The sequence below is a fragment of the Thalassotalea atypica genome, assembly GCF_030295975.1.
Taxonomy (GTDB): domain Bacteria; phylum Pseudomonadota; class Gammaproteobacteria; order Enterobacterales; family Alteromonadaceae; genus Thalassotalea_F; species Thalassotalea_F atypica.
On the sequence record NZ_AP027364.1, the window covers coordinates 2,262,312 to 2,282,055 of the forward strand.

General features: G+C 40.3%; 13 protein-coding genes. 7 read left to right on the forward strand and 6 right to left on the reverse strand.

Annotated features, from left to right (window positions below; genetic code table 11):
- Window positions 1–20: 20 nt before the first annotated feature.
- The 3 genes from QUE03_RS10500 to QUE03_RS10510 form a co-directional block, all read right to left on the reverse strand.
- The gene (locus QUE03_RS10500; protein ID WP_286261156.1) at window positions 21–1,187 is read right to left on the reverse strand and encodes a cyclic di-GMP phosphodiesterase; all 1,167 of its coding nucleotides are present in this window, start codon (window positions 1,185–1,187) and stop codon (window positions 21–23) included.
- A gap of 204 nt (window positions 1,188–1,391) precedes the next feature.
- Window positions 1,392–2,342 (reverse strand): NAD(+) diphosphatase, encoded by a 951-nt coding sequence (gene nudC / locus QUE03_RS10505; RefSeq protein ID WP_286261158.1) that lies wholly within the window; start codon window positions 2,340–2,342, stop codon window positions 1,392–1,394.
- Entirely contained in the window at window positions 2,339–2,680 is a 342-nt protein-coding gene (locus QUE03_RS10510; RefSeq protein ID WP_286261160.1) for a winged helix-turn-helix transcriptional regulator, read from the reverse strand. Before QUE03_RS10510 ends, nudC begins: the two co-directional genes overlap by 4 nt.
- A 281-nt stretch (window positions 2,681–2,961) precedes the next feature.
- On the opposite strand from QUE03_RS10510, the gene QUE03_RS10515 reads away from it, so the two are divergent.
- The 5 genes from QUE03_RS10515 (at window position 2,962) to QUE03_RS10535 (ending at window position 10,324) form a co-directional block, all read left to right on the forward strand.
- Window positions 2,962–4,218 (forward strand): efflux RND transporter periplasmic adaptor subunit, encoded by a 1,257-nt coding sequence (locus QUE03_RS10515; RefSeq protein WP_286261163.1) that lies wholly within the window; start codon window positions 2,962–2,964, stop codon window positions 4,216–4,218.
- Window positions 4,219–4,271: 53 nt separating this feature from the next.
- On the forward strand, window positions 4,272–5,027 hold the full coding sequence (locus QUE03_RS10520; RefSeq protein ID WP_286261165.1) for an ABC transporter ATP-binding protein: 756 nt from the start codon (window positions 4,272–4,274) through the stop codon (window positions 5,025–5,027).
- A gap of 10 nt (window positions 5,028–5,037) precedes the next feature.
- On the forward strand, window positions 5,038–7,461 hold the full coding sequence (locus QUE03_RS10525; RefSeq protein WP_286261167.1) for an FtsX-like permease family protein: 2,424 nt from the start codon (window positions 5,038–5,040) through the stop codon (window positions 7,459–7,461).
- A 126-nt stretch (window positions 7,462–7,587) separates the two neighbouring features.
- Window positions 7,588–8,964 carry a sigma-54-dependent transcriptional regulator gene (locus QUE03_RS10530; protein WP_286261169.1) on the forward strand — a complete coding sequence of 459 codons (1,377 nt, stop codon included), beginning with the start codon at window positions 7,588–7,590 and terminating at the stop codon, window positions 8,962–8,964.
- Window positions 8,951–10,324, forward strand: coding sequence for a sensor histidine kinase (locus QUE03_RS10535; RefSeq protein ID WP_286261172.1), 1,374 nt, complete (start codon window positions 8,951–8,953; stop codon window positions 10,322–10,324). The genes QUE03_RS10530 and QUE03_RS10535 overlap by 14 nt, the downstream gene beginning before the upstream one ends.
- 67 nt (window positions 10,325–10,391) lie before the next feature.
- Here the strand turns inward: QUE03_RS10535 and QUE03_RS10540 are convergent, their stop codons facing one another.
- The gene (locus QUE03_RS10540) at window positions 10,392–11,111 is read right to left on the reverse strand and encodes a FadR/GntR family transcriptional regulator (RefSeq protein ID WP_286261175.1); all 720 of its coding nucleotides are present in this window, start codon (window positions 11,109–11,111) and stop codon (window positions 10,392–10,394) included.
- A gap of 164 nt (window positions 11,112–11,275) precedes the next feature.
- Between QUE03_RS10540 and lacZ the strand changes: the two genes are divergently transcribed.
- Both lacZ and QUE03_RS10550 read left to right on the forward strand, forming a co-directional pair.
- Window positions 11,276–14,491, forward strand: a complete 3,216-nt coding sequence (gene lacZ / locus QUE03_RS10545; protein WP_286261177.1) for a beta-galactosidase, LacZ type — start codon at window positions 11,276–11,278, stop codon at window positions 14,489–14,491.
- 3 nt (window positions 14,492–14,494) lie between these two features.
- On the forward strand, window positions 14,495–16,840 hold the full coding sequence (locus QUE03_RS10550) for an aminotransferase class III-fold pyridoxal phosphate-dependent enzyme (protein ID WP_286261178.1): 2,346 nt from the start codon (window positions 14,495–14,497) through the stop codon (window positions 16,838–16,840).
- Between the two features lie 470 nt (window positions 16,841–17,310).
- On the opposite strand, the gene QUE03_RS10555 is transcribed toward QUE03_RS10550, so the two are convergent.
- Window positions 17,311–17,826: a hypothetical protein gene (locus QUE03_RS10555; RefSeq protein WP_286261179.1), complete on the reverse strand. Its 516-nt coding sequence runs from the start codon at window positions 17,824–17,826 to the stop codon at window positions 17,311–17,313.
- 350 nt (window positions 17,827–18,176) lie between these two features.
- Window positions 18,177–19,652: a Na+/H+ antiporter NhaC gene (gene nhaC, locus QUE03_RS10560; protein WP_286261182.1), complete on the reverse strand. Its 1,476-nt coding sequence runs from the start codon at window positions 19,650–19,652 to the stop codon at window positions 18,177–18,179.
- Window positions 19,653–19,744: the final 92 nt, after the last annotated feature.

Sequence of the window (19,744 nt, forward strand, 5' to 3'; positions counted from 1 at the left end):
ACTCATTCATTTAGCACAACTTATATTGCAAACGATCGAATCAACTTCGGCAAGTTAATTTGAAAATCTTCACTCTTCACTTCAGTTACTATTTCAATTGCAGTAGATGCTAGATTGCAAAACTTTGGCTTAATCATAGCATTAAGCTTAGTACTATAAACCATAGCGATATTAGGCTTTAAAGGATTATTTCTGTTTCCTTCCGTGATAATGGCTAGCCTATCATTTGACAGTGAAACTAAAGAGCCAACGGGATAAACGCCTAAAAACTTGATAAATTGATGGACCAATTCAGCATCAAACTTATCCTTATTTGACAATAAATACCTCATCGCAGCCATAGGTTGAAGACCTTTTTTATATGGTTTATCGGCGGTCATTGCGTCGTAAACATCAACAATGGCAATAATACGCGCTAATTTAGATAATTGTGCTTTATCAACCCCCCTTGGATATCCTGATCCATCAAGTCGTTCATGATGGTTAACCATCATGTCAATAATGACGTTATCGAGAAACTTGTCACGCTTACCCATTTCAATGCCCCAATGAATGTGTTTTTTAATTATCGAGGTTTCATTTTTGCTTAACGCTGAGTTCTTATCGAGTATTGCTCTCGACACTCGAGCGCAGCCTATGTCATGAAACAATGCACCAAGCGCTATTTTGGTCAGCGTATTTTTACCCATGCCTAAATACAAACCAAAGCCACAAACGAGTACAGCTGTATTGATAGAATGTTCCCACTGATAGTTTGACTGCTGTCTTATGCGGGTAAGCAAAGTTATCGCGTATTCGTTACGCATAACCGATTCGGTAATTTCACCCGCTAACACCTTAATGTTATCAGTCGTTAGTTTTTGGCCTGTTGCCGCTTGAGAAAACAGCTTTTTAACATTTTCAGTCGCTTGGTCATAAAGTTGCTGTGACTGAGCCAGCGCGTTAGTATAGCTTTCGCTACTCTGGAGCTGTGTATGAGATTTAGAGTTGTCATTCGCGGCATGAGATAGGTTTTCAGGTTCAAGCTTAACAACAATACTTACTGCTCCTTGCTTTTTAAGAAGCTCTATCGTGCGAGGTGAATTTACTTTGCCCTGATTTTTAACTTTATGTCTGCTGTTTTTTAATTTGATGTCTTGAACAAACATACCTACTTCAAGTTCATCAATCGGTATCGTCTTAAGCATTTCATACTACTGCTTTTTATTATTATGCGTCTATACTTGCTCATTTTTAAGTCAAATACAAATTTGACGATAGTTGAGCATAACTTGCCTTAAGTTATTTTCTAATTCATTGAATGCGCCCAAAAACTATGCACCAAAAAGGTCAAAACGGTAATAGCTAGCCTCTTTATAAACTATTTAATCTACCTAAAGACTATACAACGACTAATATTGTCCTATCGTTTTATCTTTCCAAGCGTTGATCAAAAACGAAGAAATCGAATCACCACTGCTCATTTTGAATCCCATCTGGTTTTCAGCATTTTTATTATCAGCAAATTCTTGTAGTTGTTGTCTGGTAAACCAATGCGCTTGCTCTAAATCATCATGACTAACATCAATATCTTGACTCGTTGCTGTAGCGACAAATCCCAACATGATTGACGCAGGAAACGGCCAGGGCTGCGAAGTTACGTAAACAGGGTTTTCCACTTTAACGTGTGTTTCTTCATCGACCTCTCTTATGACCGCTTGTTCTAAAGTTTCGCCGGGGTCAACAAAACCAGCCAAAGTTGAGTAAACACCTTGTGGCCAACTGGCTTGTCGACCAAGCAAACATCGCGGAATGCCGTCTTCGAAAAGGCGCTCTACTAACATAATTACAGCGGGATCCGTTCTAGGAAAGCTCATGTTACGACAATTAGTACATTTTCTTGCATGACCCGCTTCTGTCGAGCGATTCATATTACCGCAAAGTCCACAATACTGATGCGTGTTGTGCCAGTGCACCAGCCCTTTAGCTAAGGCCAAAATAGCAGCATCAAGTAAGTTGAGTAATGGGGTTGCTTGACGTAAAGGCAACCACTGGCCTATTTCCATCAACTCTTCCTGAGTTGAAAACCTAAGCTTATTAAAGTCAATGGCAAAAAAGGAGCCTGAATTATTGGTGTGATCACTATTCTTCCCTAGATAAATACAGCTGTCTAAGTTCAATGTTGCCAATTTCGACTTTTCAATAAAAAGTGGTTCAACTGACTCTTTAGCGAAAAAACTTTTTCCATCATTAATTAGGCAAAATACGGTATCTTTATGATTAAATTGCTTTTTAAGCCATGCGCTATTCTTTCTCTCATTAGTACAGCGCTCTAACGGCATATGGGTATACGGTAAATTCACTGCAATACTTCCTTACTTAGATGATTTGCCCATTGTTTTGACCAATCACCTAACGGCAATACAATCTCAAACAAATGTGTCCCTAATGTTGATAGTTGATATCCCTCTTTATGTAACTCAACTAGCTGCAACGCTTTTAGTTCTTTCAATCGGGTATTTAATAGTGTCGGTGATATTTTTTCACAGCGTTGTTGAAGCTCTCTGAATGTAGCGGGACCTTCGCTCAAATTCCAAATAATCCCTAAGCCCCATGTTCGGCCAAGCAAATCAAGCAACGCCATAATAGGCTTACCCGTGGCGGAGCCTCGAACTCTTGTACCTGGAATGGGTAATGGCATATACCACCTATCAGTTGTTTTGATTACCTAATGCTACAATATATGTAGCACCATTCCAAGAATGGTTTTGTCTCATGTATATTTTGAATTTACTTTGTTTATCTCATGTGTCGCAATTATGCGAAACCATCGCTATATAACTGTCCCGATATCGACACACCTATATTACTGAGCTGGCCGCTAATTCAATAATATTCATAAATATCAGCAATTAACCAAATCGGCATGCTACTTGTAACTATTTTTCAATAACTAAGCTTAGATAGGTTTATAGATAAATTATGGATGTCGTACGAAAAAGTAGTTCAGCCCCTTGGTGGCGCAAGTATTGGTATGTAGCCGCCATTAGTTTGGTTATTGTTAGCCTATACGTCGTCAAGAGCATACTTGGTGATGCATCATATATTGTACAAAGAAATGAATTGCTCACAGCCACGGTAGAGCAAGGCAATTTTCGCGTCAATGTGCGAGCAACTGGCGTATTAAAACCACAAGACATACGTTGGGTATCTTCACAAGTTTCAGGACGTGTTGAACAGGTTTTCATTAAAGCTGGCACGCATGTCGCCAAGGGGCAAATTCTGATGCAATTGTCTAACCCTGAATTACATCGTTCACTTGAACAGGCTCGGTGGGATCTAGCTGCAACCAGAGCAGAAAGCCACGCATCTTATGTTGCCCTAGAGTCACAACTTGTCGATCTTGAAAACACAGTATTGGCAGCAAATTACAGTTATCAAGGCGCCAAACTAAAACTTGATGCGGAAACCCAATTACTTAAACAAGGAAATGGCACGGTGTCAGCACTAGATTATCAACGTAGTCAACTGACAGTTAAACAACAACACCAATACTGGCAATCTCAGATAGAAAAAGTCGAGAAGATGAAAGCTAACCTTTCAGCTACAAAAACGGCTCATAATGCTCGCCTTGGCCTATTAGAAAACAATCACTCACGCATTAAAGATCAGGTAAGTGCCTTGACGATAAAAGCTACAACAGACGGCGTAGTACAAACCGTATCACTTGAGTTAGGTGAAAGAGCACAAGTCGGTGATAGTGTCATGTTAATCGCAGATCAACGTACGTTATTTGCCGAGCTTCAAGTTCAAGAAGTTAAAGTGAGAGACATTGCTATAGATCAATTAGTAATTATTGATACTCGAACAAGCCAAATATCTGGCAAAGTGATCCGAATTGATCCTGCCGTGAATGGCGGAATGGTACAAGTTGATGTAGCGCTAACGAGCGAATTACCACAAGAAGCACGCCCAGATCTAACTGTCGACGGTAACATCGAAATCAGTAACATTGAAAACGCGCTGTATCTGAAGCGCCCTGCTTTTGCACCTCGTTTTAGTCAGACTAACTTGTACAAACTGTCCAGTGACAATCAATTCGCCCAAAAGCATCTTGTTAGCTTAGGACAAAGTTCGGTCAACCAAATTCAAATAATTTCAGGATTAAGTGCTGGTGATCACGTGATCATCTCAGACACCTCTAGTTGGCAAGAACATAACGAAATAATGATTAACTGATATTAAATGTGCATATGACATTGAATAATAGACAAATATTACGGAGAGACAAAATGACGGCATTGATTGAACTAACCAATATCAGCAAAACCTTTTTAACGGAAGAAATTGAAACGCGCGCGCTAAATAATATCAACATAACCATCAATAAAGGTGAATATTTATCATTAAGCGGACAGTCAGGTTGTGGCAAGTCAACCTTACTGTCATTACTTGGTTTACTTGACGCACCTACAGAAGGTCGCTACCTAATCAACGATACCGATATGTCGGGATTAAACAGAGATCAAAGGGCAAAAATTAGAAGCGAACAAATTGGATTTGTTTTTCAGTCATTTAATTTGATTTCTGATCTCACGGTTGTTGAAAATGTCATGCTGCCGTTAACTTACCAGTCAGGACTATCAAAACAAGCGATCTTAGATAAGGTGAATGAAGTCTTGGAAAAAGTACAAATGTCCCATCGAAAAAATCACTACCCCTCTCAACTTTCTGGTGGACAACAGCAACGCGTCGCGGTGGCAAGGGCCTTAGTAAATGACCCAACCATTATCCTTGCTGATGAGCCGACAGGTAATTTAGATTCAGCTAACGCTGAAGCAGTGTTGCAGCTCTTTGATCAATTACATCAAGATGGCGCAACCATTTGTATGGTGACTCACGACCCCGCTTCGGCGAAGCGCGCTAGCCGTTGTTTGGAAATGTTCGATGGTAGACTTATTGCCGACAATGCCAACCCACAAACTAAGGAAAAACTCGATAGTCCAGCTACTTTAGCCAAAGAAATACCTGAACTAGTAGCGGGATAGGAGCACCACCATGTCAGTATTAATCGATATTAAGTACGCTATTCGCCTGCTTTACAAATCACCTAAATTTACGGCGATGACCTTAGCAGTGTTAATAGGCGGGTTATCTATTAGCTTATTCACCTTTTCATTTTTCTATTCTGTTGTATACAAAGCCCTACCCATACCTGAAGGTGAAACAGCCATGTCTGTTTCGGTCTTTAAAGATGGCCAATACGATTTAATAACCGGGAATGAATACGCTAATGTAAAAGACCAACTGACTAGTTTTTCTGAGTTTGGTATATACATTAATCGTGATATCAGATTGTCAATCGAGCAGTCAGGCAAAGGTATAGACGGAAGTTATGTAAGAGCTGGTTTTTTTGAATTTAGCCGCACCCAACCAATTATCGGACGCACCATTAATGCCGACGACACAAAAATAGGCGCGGAGCCAGTGACACTCATCAGTTACCAAGTTTGGCAAAATGAACTCAATGGTGATGAAGATGTGTTATCGAAGACCCTAATACTCAATGGGCAAGTAACTAGCGTCATTGGCGTTATGCCTAAAGGCTATCGTTTTCCAAACAAAGAGCAGCTTTGGTTGCCTCTATCAGATGACGTACTTAATGAAACACCCAAATCGACAGATAGTTATTACGCATTTGGCCGAATTAAACGCTCAGTTAATTTAGCCCAGGCCGAACTAGAGCTTAGCCAAGCAATAAACCGAGTGCATCAAAATAATATCAAGCTATACGATTTACCCGACGTGGATAAAGTAGCAAAGATCATGACCTTTCAAATGGCACAAACGGGTGGGCAAGGTACTGTTGTTTTCGCATTTTTAAATACCGTTTCATGGTTAATCATGTTACTCGCCTGTATCAACGTGGGTAACTTATTATTGGCTAGAGCGGTAGAACGTCAAAAAGAAACCGCTATACGAGCGGCACTGGGAGCTACCACCTTCCGTTTGGTTAGTCAACTCATGTGGGAAGGGATCATCATTTCAATTATTGGCGGCATCTTATCATTGTTGCTTGTGGGAGCGGCATTAGATTATACCGAGATATTACTGCACTCTTGGTTGCCTAGTGGCGGTTCCTTTTGGTGGCATTGGGGCATGGACAGCGAAACCGTGATGATGGCAGTGGTGTTTACTTTAGTCACCATTGTTCTGTCGTCATTACTCCCTGCCTGGCGCTCAGCCAGACAAGACATTAATCTAGCATTAAGAGACGGTACCCGAGGTGCAAAAAGTAAAAAAGCAGGACGCATCTCCAAAATTTTAGTAACAACACAAGTGTTTCTAGTGGCCCTATTAATGCTCATCGGTTCTATTTCAGGGTTTATTGCACATAAGTTCATTAATTTGGAGTTAGGTGATGATTATACTGACGTTATCACTGCACGTATGACTATTCCTGAGAACAAATACTCTCAGCCTGAACAGCAAACGGCGCTAATTCAAACATTAATGGAACAAGTAAAACAGCACCCTCAAGTGACTAATGTTGTTACTAATAATTGGATAGGCTCAATGAAGTTAACCATCACAGGGCTTGATTACGGCGCGGAAGAAGACAAGCCGTTGGTTGATACCATCAGTGTGATCGGTGAAACGTCTACAGTCGGTGTAAACTTAGTGGCTGGTCGCCAGTTTTCAAGGCTCGATAAGTTGGGCAGTCGCAAAACAGCAATCATCAGTCAGTCAATGGCAAATAGATATTGGCCCGGCGAGTCACCGTTAGAAAAGGACTTTACTATTACGATAGACGATAAAGATGAGCAGTTGTATATCGTTGGTGTTGTTACCGATCGAATGAATCCAAGCACCTTATTTAGCAAACTAGACAGTGCAGACGAGATATACGTGTCTGGCTTACAATTCGCCAGTACATTTCAAATTTTTTATTATCATGTTTTGCCCAACGCCAAAAACGTTGAAGAGATATTTTATCAAGCCATGTTCAAAGTCGATCGGAATATCGAATTAACGTTTCAAGTACAACCGGCGATTAATAACCGAAATAAAATGCGAGAGTCGATGAAATTACTATCCAATATTACCTTTGGTACTGGGTTTATCGCGCTGTTATTGGCAATGGTTGGTATTTATGGCTTAACTGCAAATGCAGTCGCCCAACGTACTCATGAAGTTGGCATTAGACGCGCTGTAGGTGCAAGCGATAGGGACATTATCTACATGTTCTTAAAGCAAGGCGCTAGACAGCTCATCATTGGTCTAGGACTCGCTTTGGTCATATTTGCATTGCTGGCGTATGGCTTTCATAATTTTACCCTAGGGCTTTTCCCTGTGTCTTTCTACTTTATATTGGCGATTGGCGTGGTTACCGCCTTGTCTGTGGTTGTGATGTTTGCCATTTTTATGCCTACCACGCGAGCAGTCAAGATGGAGCCTAGTTTAGCATTAAGGTACGAGTAAACTTTATTAATGTGTTGTTTGTTAGCCGCTTATATGGCGGCTAACAAAATTCTGCACGCAACATAACTTGCATTAAAGATTGATATTTTCTATCGTAATCCCACGTATACCTAGGTTAAACACTAAGTGAAAAACAAAAAAATACTGATAGCTGATGATGACTTGAATATTATCGCTAGTTTGAAATATATCTTATCAGAAGAAAATTTCGATATCGTTACCGTAACGACGCCACAAGCGGTGTTAGATAACCTAAAACAAACCGCAGTTGACTTAGTCTTACTGGACATGAATTTTCAACAAGATACCACCTCTGGTACTGAAGGTTTACAACTGGTTGAAGCAATCAGACAATTCGACAGTTCACTGCCCATTATTGTCATGACCGGCTGGGCCACTATAGACATTGCCGTAGATGCAATGCAAGCTGGTGCTAAAGATTTTGTCCAAAAGCCCTGGAACAATGAACGCATAATTACAGCAATTAGTACTCAATTGAAGTTAGCAGTTGCCAATAAAAAACTAAAACGGTTAAGCCAAGAAAACAGTTTGCTAAAATCGCAAAATCATCCAAAAACTCAAGACAGTATTATCGCGCAATCCCCGGCAATGAAACAGTTGCTAGCAACCCTGTCAGATTTGGCTCAAAGCGACATGAGTATATTGCTAACCGGTGATAATGGAACGGGTAAAAGCATGCTTGCTGCTTATGTCCATAAACTTTCTTCAAGAGCAGATAATTCATTTGTTGCCGTGAATATGGGCGCTATCCCTGAAAACCTTTTTGAAAGTGAAATGTTTGGACACGTTAAAGGTGCCTTCACAGATGCCAAGGAAAGCCGCATTGGCCGCTTTGAAATGGCAGAGCAAGGCACATTGTTCTTAGATGAGCTGGCCAATATTCCTATTGCTCAACAAGCAAAATTACTCAGGGTATTAGAAGAGCAACAATACGAAGTGGTCGGCAGCAGCAAAGTACAACATGCAGATGTACGCATAATCTCAGCGACAAACTGCGATTTACCACAAGCGATCAGTGAACAAAAATTTCGCCAAGACTTATATTATCGATTAAACACAATACAATTGCGCGTTCCTTCATTAAGTGAACGTAAAGAAGATATTGTCCCATTAGCTAACTACTTTCTGAGCAATTTTAGCGTTAAATATAATGTAACCACTCCGGCATTAAGCGAAGATGCGACTAAATCATTACAACAATATAGCTGGCCCGGCAATATCAGAGAATTAAGCCATTTGATGGAAAAGCTCCTCTTCACCTGCAAAAAACCTACAATTTCTGCACGTGATTTATTGCTCGAGGATACAAACATTTCCCAAAACAGGGCTGAGAAGTTGAATCTGACCATGGAAGAAATTGAACAGATAGCACTAATCAATCGACTAAAGCACTATCAAGGTAATGCTTCTGAAACAGCAAAATCTTTAGGGTTAAGTAGAAGCGGATTTTATCGACGCATGAGTAAATATGGCTTGGCTTAATCGCTTTATAAGCACATTGAAAAGGAAAAGCGCACAAGCGTCAGATCATAATGAACTGGCTTGGGTTATTTGTATTCCTAGCATTATTATCACCAGCTTTTCGTTGTATAAAGCGGATACCTCACCCTACCTGATCACGTTTATTGTTATTGTTCTAATACTGCTTTGCAGTTTTGTCATCATTAACAGCCGACAACGCGCTGAGCAACAAATAAGAACCTTATCCAATATACTCGAATCAATGATTGGTGGAGATTACTCGTTAAGGGGACGTTTGCAAACCAATCAAGCATTTCAAGAATTACTCTGCTTAGTTAATAGTCTGGCCGACACTCTTGCACAACATAAAATTGAAGCTAAGGAAAGTCGCCAGCTATTAGAAAAAATCATGGAGCAAATGGACGCCATGGTACTAGCCGTTGACGAGAAAAACTGCATTGTTATGGCTAATTTATCAGCTAAGAAGCTGATCTTGAGTAATATCAATGAGCATCACAACGTTAAACTTGACTCATTTGATATAGGCAAAATCATTCATCAGTCTCAAACAGGCATCGTTGATTTTTTGCATCCTCAACTTAAAGGCGAGCATTTTCTTTTTAAAGAAACGTTTTTAAGTGAAGGTAAACGTCATCAGCTCTATTTGATCACTAGCGCAGAACGTTTGTTGCTAGAAAAAGAACGTAAAGCATGGCAAAGCTTGCTCAGGGTATTAAGCCATGAAATGAATAATTCATTGACACCAATAGCCAGTGTTAGCCAGTCCATGAAACAAAAACTCAAGGATAAGACAAAACCATTAAACAGGACATCACTCCATGACGGCGTCAGCATCATTAATGAGCGAGCAGAATCTTTAAGTACTTTTATCGCCAGTTATAGCCAACTGTCCCATTTACCTCAACCTAATAAAAGTGCATTCTCGTTACTTGATGTACTCTCTAAGATTGCAGCCTTATTTGACACAAAAGTTGATTTCTCTATAGACACTGAGCCTTTATCCCTTATTTGGATTGAGGCAGATAAAAATCAATTAGAGCAAGTGCTAATTAATCTATTTAAAAACGCTCATGAAGCAATGCAACAAACTGCTGCTAACTTGTTGGAAATAACTTGCAGCCAAGAAGGCAAATATTTTCACCTCCACATACATGACTTCGGTACAGGCATCGCTAACCAAAGCAACTTATTTGTCCCCTTTTATAGTACAAAACCTCAAGGGAGCGGCATAGGTTTAACCCTTTGTCGGCAAATCATGTCTAATCATGGTGGATTATTGAATCTACAAAACCGTGTTGATGTGCAAGGCGTTACTGCAACAATTTCATTACCAGTCGCCGCAATCGTTAATTCACATTAATAACGCAAAAGTTTATGCAACCCTTTTTAACTGGCCTTATAGTCGGCATTAGTAAATACGCCTTTATCTAAGATGTCTTATTTTCCATCTCGGAAATTTGTGCATTTACAATCGCAACAGTAGCTTTTTGAGTCAGTAATGCCGCATCAAATGCCGCTTGGGCTTCCTTATTTTTGATATGTTCAAAAATATCAACATGGGCTTGATACTCTTCCATCGTTACTGGGATCATGCGATTAGTGAACCTTATGTTGACTTTAAGTGCCGTTGTGATGAAATTTATTAATTGAATAAAAAACGGATTATTACTTGCCGTTAATACACTCTGATGAAACTCTATGTCCGCTTCATGCGTATCGTCTTGACCATTAGTCGCGTCTTTCATTCTAAGTAATGCTTCTTCAATTGCTTTTAAATCAGCTTCTTGTGCATATTGCGCTGCTAAAAACGCGGCTTCCGGCTCAATCGCTAGTCGCAATTGTAAAAAATGTCGTAGTAAGTATAAATCGGGCTTACCAAGGAGTATCCAATTTAGAACATCTACATCAAACAGATTCCAATGTTTAGAATCAACAACTTTGATACCTTGTCTCGGGCGAGAACTGATCAGTCCTTTCGCTGTTAACATTTTAACCGCTTCACGCGTTGCCGTGCGACTAATATTAAACTCTGTACACAGGTCAGCTTCAGATGGCAGGCTATCACCAATTTTGTATTTACCCTGCATTATCTTTTTACCCAATTCATGTACAACTTGTTGGGTTAAATTAAGGTGTGATGGCTGCATGTTGTGGTTTTAACTCTATCTTATTGTTAATTGTATGATAAATGAGTCTCATGCTAATTGCACTATCTAATTGGCCCGATAATCTAGTCAAAAATAGAAATAACTTGCGCTCAGTTTTTATATTTGTATTATAAATAGTATTGTATATTGAGTGAACATTCAGAATGAAATTATATACCGCAATTCCTTTTGCTTTATTGGCGTTTGCCTCAAGCGCACAAGAAAATACCGATTCGCGTGCGCCGTGGGAAAACCACCAAGTTTTTGCTATTAACAAAGAAGATCCGCACGCGACACTGTTTCCATTTCAATCAACCTATGAATCACTCACAAATAACAAAGAACAAAGTAATAATTTTCTATTACTCAACGGGCTTTGGAAGTTCGATTGGCAGCGTTCGCCAAAGAACAAACCGGAAGGTTTTGAGCAAGCTTCATTTGACGACACAAGCTGGTCAAGTATCCCTGTACCGGGAAATTGGGAGACAGAAGGTTTTGGTTACCCGATATATCTGGATGAACGTTTCCCTTTCACAACAACATGGCCTGATGCCCCAAAGGACTACAATCCTATAGGCTCTTACCGCAAAGCCTTCTCCTTACCTGCATCATGGAAAAATAAGCAAATATTTCTTCATGTCGGCGCCGCAAAATCATCGTTAGATGTATGGCTAAATGGAGAGAAAGTTGGTTTTAGCCAAGGTTCAAAGACCCCAGCTGAGTTCGACCTCACCTCATACGTAACACAAGACGACAACCTGCTTGCTTTTCAAATACGCCGCTGGACAGACGCGAGTTATTTAGAAAGCCAAGACATGTTGCGCATTTCGGGTATCGAACGCGACGTATACTTATATGCTACCCCTAAACAGCATATCTTTGACTTTCACGCAAAACCAACACTAAACGATAAATTTACACAGGGTAATTTAGCCGTCGATATTACGCTGAAAAACTTTGAACAGAAAACATCAATTCAAACGGTAGAGCTACAACTGCTCGACCCACGAAATAATATGTCAGTTTTACTTTCTCAACAGCAAACGCTTAAGTTAAAAGAAAATACATCAACCGAAGTCTCGCTTGCGGATAAAGTAAATAGCCCCGCCCTTTGGTCAGCAGAAACACCAAACCTGTATACCCTATTGATCAATTTGAAGAATGAGCAGGGAGAGGTCATCGAGTCTATTCGTGATGATATTGGCTTTAGGCATTTAGAAGTCGTTAATAGCCAGCTCACCATCAATGGCAAGGCGATTACTATTCGCGGCGTAGATCGCCATGAAACTGATCCTCACCGAGGCCACGTTGTGAGCAAAGCATCGATGGAACATGACATTAAATTAATGAAACAGTTCAATATTAATGCCGTACGCTCTAGTCATTACCCAAACAACCCTTATTGGTACGAACTCACCGACAAATATGGTCTTTATGTTATTGATGAAGCCAATATTGAATCTCATCCTCTCGCCATTAGTGACAAAACTCAGCTAGGCAATGAAATGAGTTGGTTACCAGCTCATTTAGATCGAACTCAACGAATGTTCGAACGTGATAAAAACCACCCTTCGATCATTATTTGGTCATTGGGAAATGAGGCCGGAAAAGGAAAGATATTTGAGGCAACCTATCAATGGTTGAAAGACAATGATAGCAGCCGATTAGTGCAATACGAGCCAGCCGAGAAAGAACATTACACTGACGTTTTCGCACCGATGTATCCATCAATTGAACGTTTAGTTAATTACGCGAAATCAAACCCGACACGCCCAGCCATTATGATTGAATATGCTCATGCGATGGGGAATTCTGTCGGCAACCTAAAAGACTATTGGCACGCAATAGAAAAGTATGACGTACTACAAGGTGGCTTTATCTGGGATTGGGTCGATCAATCTCTCGAATATACTAATGAAGACGGTGTGAGGTTTTGGGCTTATGGAAAAGACTTTCACCCCACTCTACCGAGCGATGGTAATTTTTTAAATAATGGTTTAATGACGCCAGATAGAAAACCACACCCTCATGCCTTTGAAGTTAAAAAGGTGTACCAAGCCGTGCGTTTCCATGACAAAGCAAGCGCCAGTGGCGAATTTATTGTTGAAAACCGATATGACTTCATCGATTTGGCTCAGTTTGATTTACGTTGGAAAATAGAAGTGGATGGTCAGACTTTTGCAAAAGGTCAACAGCCCTTACCTGCAATAAAGCCAAGCAGTAAAAAAGCAATATCGCTTTCATTACCTAAACTTCCTCAGAGTGATGACAAAGAATATTTCATTACCCTTAGTGCGGTATTACGTGAGCCAGACGGATTGCTAAATAGTGGTCATGAGTTAGCGTTTGAACAGTTTAAACTGCCGGTCAGTTTAGAATTAGCACCAACCCAAGTCACGAAAACCAAAGTCAAGATGACTGAAGACAATGAACAAATGCTTCGTTTTGATAACGGTGAAACTCAAATAGGATTTAATAAGAAAACAGGCTGGCTTACCCAGTATCAACACCAAAACAAGTCATTATTGAAATCACCTATGAAAGCAAATTTTTGGCGTGCCCCCACCGATAATGATTTAGGTAATGGTATGCAAAATTGGGCTGCAATATGGCAAACGGCAGCAGAAAGCTTACAGCTTGAAAACATCAGTTATAAGTCTCTATCCGATGGATTTAATGTCAGTGTTCGATACACAAGTGATGCATTCAAAGGACATTATGCTGTTGAATACAGTATTAATCACTCGGGTCAGATTCATGTGTTAAATGACTTACAGATAACAACTGGACAAACACTACCCAATATCCCACGCTTAGGGATGCAGCTAACGTTACCTGGCAGCTTCCAAAAGCTTTCTTGGTATGGCAGAGGTCCACATGAAAGCTATGCCGACAGAAAAACATCAGCACAAGTTTCTCTATATAAAAACGCTGTGAAAGATCAAATTCACCACTATGCGCGCCCACAGGAAAATGCAAACAAAACAGATGTCCGTTGGGTTGCCCTTAAAAATGAACAAGGAACAGGTATAGTTGCCGTTGGTGATAACCCCCTAAGCACCAGTGCCTGGCCTTACAGGCAAAGTGACATTGATTTTATCGCAGGAAAAGATGGCTCAGCATCAGCATCTGGATTAGTGCCAGTGACTACAAAAAGAGGCGCCGAAGTGCCGATGCGCAACTTGGTTACACTTAATATTGACCATAAACAAATGGGCGTAGGTGGCGATACATCTTGGGGCCGATTGGTTCATAAAGAATACACAATACCGGCAAAGAGTTACCAATATGGCTTTACTCTGGTACCGTTTAACGTTACCGATTTACATAAAAATAAATTAACCGTTAGTAAATTAGCTCGTTCAATCCCGAAGAGATAAACAATGACAACTTTAACCCCTGTTGAATTTTCTGACCACGAGCTCTTAACGATACTGTCAGCGCAGTACCAGTTATCCGGCGAATTAAAAAAGTTACCCGGCTATTGTGATCAAAATTTCAGACTCAATTGCGAAAATGGTAATCAATACATAGTAAAAATTGCCAACGTTGACGAACCACGACTTGAACTAGAAATGCAAAACGCTGCAATGGCACATTTAGCATCCAAAGAATGTGCAGTGCCTCATGCGCTTGTTAACAAAAATAATGAATCATTACTACGTATAGTAAAAGACCAACAATGTTGTTTTTTGCGGGTATTAACCTATCTACCGGGAGACTTTTACGTTGATGCGCCATCGTTAACGCATACGCCACAACTGTGGTCTGATTTAGGCAAGTTCATTGGAGAAATTGACCTTGCCTTAGCTGACTTTGACCATGCAGGTGCTTATCGATATTTGGAGTGGGATTTAGCACAAGGTTATCGTATATGCATGAACAAAAAGCATATACTTGATAACCAACAACGCGAACTCGTTGAATATTATTTAAAACGTTATCAAACACAAACTTTACCGTTACTGACTCACCTTCCACAAGGGGTTATTCATAACGATGCTAACGACTACAATTTGCTAATTGATTGCAAAACTGCACCATCAAAAATTGCAGGGCTAATTGATTTTGGCGACATGGTTCACAGCCATATCATTAATGAATTGGCCATAGCATGTGCGTATGCATTAATGAACGAGAAAAACGAAACGTACGACGTGCTTACCGTACTTAAAACAATCGTTGCTAGTTATTATCAAGTTCGTCCTTTACAAGATGCTGAGCTCGAAGTCTTGCTCTCTTTAATCTCATTACGTTTATGTACGACAGTCTGTAATGGTGCGGTGGCGTTTTCTCAGCAACCAGATAACGACTATTTACTCGTTTCAATTAAGCCCGCATGGGATTTGCTTGAGCAACTAAAAGCGTTAAATCCTTTTGCCGTTTTGTGTCAACTGCGCGGCGCTTGTCATTTACCCGTTGATACGGGGCAATCAAAAGACAGCATCATAAACTACCGAAAAAAACACTTAGGCAAAACACTTAGCCTAAGTTACCAAGCTCCCTTGAAAATAGTGCAAGGCCAAGGCGCGTACTTATACGATGAGCAAGGAACGCCCTATTTGGACATGGTTAACAACGTCTGTCACGTAGGTCACTGTCATCCTAAAGTTGTTGCCGCCGGTCAAGAACAGTTAGCAAAATTAAACACTAACACACGCTATTTACACGATAACATCATTAATTATTCAAACAAGCTACTATCGACAATGCCTGATGAGTTGTCCGTTTGTATGCTTGTAAATTCAGGAAGTGAAGCCAATGAATTGGCTTTTCGTCTTGCTCGCTGTTTTACCAAGTCCAAAGAGCTCTTGGTGGTTGATGGCGCATATCATGGCAATACCAATGCCTGTATCGAAGCCAGTCCGTATAAGTTTAATGGCCCAGGCGGTGAAGGTGAACAACCTTATGTTCATACTGTTTCTTTGCCAGACCCTTATCGAGGAAAGTTTCAAGGGAATACTCAAGAAACCGCGGATAACTACGCAAGGAGTGTTAAAGAAACACTTGAAAACTTAGCTAAAGCAGGCAAAAAACCAAGTGCTTTTATCTGTGAGTCACTACAGGGAGTCGCTGGCCAAATTATTATGCCTGACGGTTATTTGTCCTCAGTTTACCAGCATGTTAGAGCTGCTGGCGGTGTTTGTATTGCCGACGAAGTGCAAGTAGGTTTTGGCCGAGTGGGTACGCATATGTGGGCATTTGAGACGCAAAACGTAACCCCTGATATCGTCACTTTAGGAAAACCGATTGGTAACGGCCACCCCATGGCTGCAGTTATTACCACACAAGCCATTGCCGACGCTTTTGTCACGGGTATGGAGTATTTCAACACCTTTGGCGGAAATCCCGTTTCTTGTGCCATAGGACACGCTGTACTTGATGTGATTGAGCAAGAAAACTTACAAAAACATGCGCTAAACACAGGGAACTATTTTCAAGAGAAACTAAAACAACTTCAGCAACGCTTTGAGTTGATTGGCGATGTTCGTGGCTTAGGCTTGTTCATTGGAGTTGAACTAGTTGAAGATAAGCTCACTAAACAACCCGCAACCGAGAAAACCTCGTGGTTGGTTGAGTTCTTCAAACAACACCAAATACTACTAAGCACTGAAGGCCCATTTTACAATATATTAAAAATAAAACCGCCGCTCGCCTTTACTCAATCTGATGCGGATAAATTTATTAACGTGCTTGAGCTAGGATTAAAAGAACTAAGCCAACAATAATTTGCCTATTTAGAGGCAATGCACAGAGCTTGATCGTGGACCTTAAACACCTATTAGAGCTAATTCATTTCCGCTAATTACACTCGCCGATCTTGATTAAGCAAGAAAAATGAGGCGCCATTAGGCGCCTATTTCAATCTAGCTATTGAGTTATTTTGCAACAGAGTAGCGCGTTACAGGTTTTACATTATCACCTGTCCAATATTCGATGGCATATTTTTAACTTCGCGCTTGAAAACGCCTGTTATCGTAGTATTGGATTATATTAACAACTGTATTTAAAAATCAGTTGAAACAGCACGCCCTTCATCGAATGCTTATACATCTATGAAATTACAGAAGTAGCGGTTCCAATCTATTGGCGGTTTGGCTCTATCTATTGGTATTTAACCTCCTCACTGTGATGAGGTGGTGCCCACTAAAGTGGACGAAGGCCACTGTCCAGCTATAACGACTTGTTAACTGGCTACTTATTGTAAAAACCTCTGCTCATCATTGATAAAACAGGCTTCTACAGTTTTAGGTTGATTAGCTCTATCTATGATCCAACACTCCTCGTAAATTGAACAATAACAAAGCTCTATACGTATTGAATTATCAAGACTTACAAGCTCTTCTACATTTTCACCTTTATATACAACTGGAGTAATAGTATTTTGATGAGGTAATGTACGGTTACCAATATGTGATTGCCTAATATTTCTAAATAGCTCTATATCCGCCCACATTTTTATATATTTTGAACCGTCATAAATTTTCGCGTACTGCACTAGTGCAGGCCCAGTACCGTTGTTACTCACGCCGTAGCTAAATGAATCTCCACTAACGCTCCTAAATATTTCTAACCTAGGCCAAACTGAAGATCTAGCATATTCACGGTCAACGTAAGCTGAATAAATTGAAGTAAAAGCTGTAACCAATCCGATCAATAATGCTGATAGAGCAACTATCATTTCCGGGTTTTTATACCACTTTTGATTTGCCATTCTTTCTTTATCCTTAACCTAAATAATGGCAAATAGTAAGCCAGTTAACAGTATATTATGTAGACGTCTCAGTAATATCCGTCTACGATTTTTCCCTTAAATTATCAGAAAAATCAAATAATTCAACCTGTTAAATTCACGATAACTATGCTAAATAACAAATACAGAGTTATTACTGAGCATTCGTAGTAATATCCCAAAGTCATAAAATCAATTTATTCATTACTATCAATACATTATAGAGAGTACATCATTGCACTGGCGAATTACTGAGAACTCTCAATATTTACCTTAGAAAATTATTTGAATCAGTTTTGTCATTTTAGAAGGCTAATACAAACCTTTAAAAGTTAACTCGATATAGGCACAGTACTTGTCTTAGCGGGAACAAGTAAGGTCTTCACTTTAAAGCCAGCAAGCGCACACGTTATACCAATTAACGGTGACAACCAATTAAAGAAACAAAACACGGCAAATTCTAACGGGCTAACGAGTAAAACTGATTGCATATACGCACCGCAAGTGTTCCACGGAACCAGTACAGAAGTCACTGTACCGCCGTCTTCTATAGCTCGAGATAAATTCTCGGGTTTCAGCCCACGCTCTTTATAGTTATTTTTATACATTCTGCCGGTCATCACGATGGAAATATATTGATCCGCAGAAATACAATTAATGCCAAAGGCGGTAACAATCGTAGTGGAAATTAACGAGCCTGCTTTTTTCGTGACGCTGAGTAAGCTCTCTACAACGCGTTGTAATAAACCCACTTTTTCCATGATCGAGCCAAATACCATGGCCGAAATGATCAACCAAATGGTATTGAGCATCGATGCCATACCACCACCACTGAGCAAATCGTCGACCATTTCATTGCCAGTATCAAGTGCAACGCCAGCAAACATCACTTGCCACACCACCATAATATTCGCTTCAATAACGGGCATGCCTTCGTTCGCGTAATCTACGATGAGATCCTGTTGAAAGAATATAGCGAAAATTGCGCCAGCCAATGCCCCGATACCTATGGCGGGAAAGGCTGGCATTTTTTTCATCGCTAAAAATAGTGTGACAACTAATGGTAATAAAAGATACCAAGCAATATGAAATTCGCTTTCTAAGCTAGTTAATAACAGCTCTACTTGTCTGGTACTTTCCTGTTCTGCGCTGCTTAAGCCTAAAAAGAAAAATATCACCAAAGTAATGATAAAGCTCGGTACTGTGCTCCAAAGCATATTTTTAATATGGGTAAAAAGTTCAGTATCAGAGACCGCTGCAGCAAGGTTGGTCGTATCAGATAGTGGTGATAATTTATCACCAAAATAGGCCCCGCTAATAATAGCACCCGCTGTTATGGGTGCCGATGCACCTAACCCAGCAGAAACCCCCATCAATGCAACGCCGATGGTTGCTGCGACAGTCCAACTGCTACCTATACACAGCGCGACAAGCGCACAAAGAATAGTACAACTTACATAAAAATATTGAGGGTCTATTATCTGTAAACCGAGGTAGATCATGGTCGGTACCGTGCCGGCCAATAACCACGTACCAATAAGAGAGCCGACCGCGAGCAAAATTAGGATAGCGCCTAAGGTCAGACTTATGCCTTTGACTATCCCCTCCTCAATTTCCTGACGAGTGTAGCCATTTTTCAAACCGATCAAACAGGCAACACCTGCGCATAAAATTAGCGCTATTTGATTAGGGCCTGACGATGAATCATTACCAAAAAAATAGACCGCTAATGCAAGTAGCACTAGCAATATGGCAATGGGGAAAAGTGCATCGAATAATGAAGCTGATTTTTTATTGTTTTTATCCATGTAAGTCTCGATGGGTAAGTTGGATTTTTAAGTCCACCAGCTCACCTTATGCGCTCCCTTAGCTGCTATTAAAATTGTCGCTTAATAAAAAG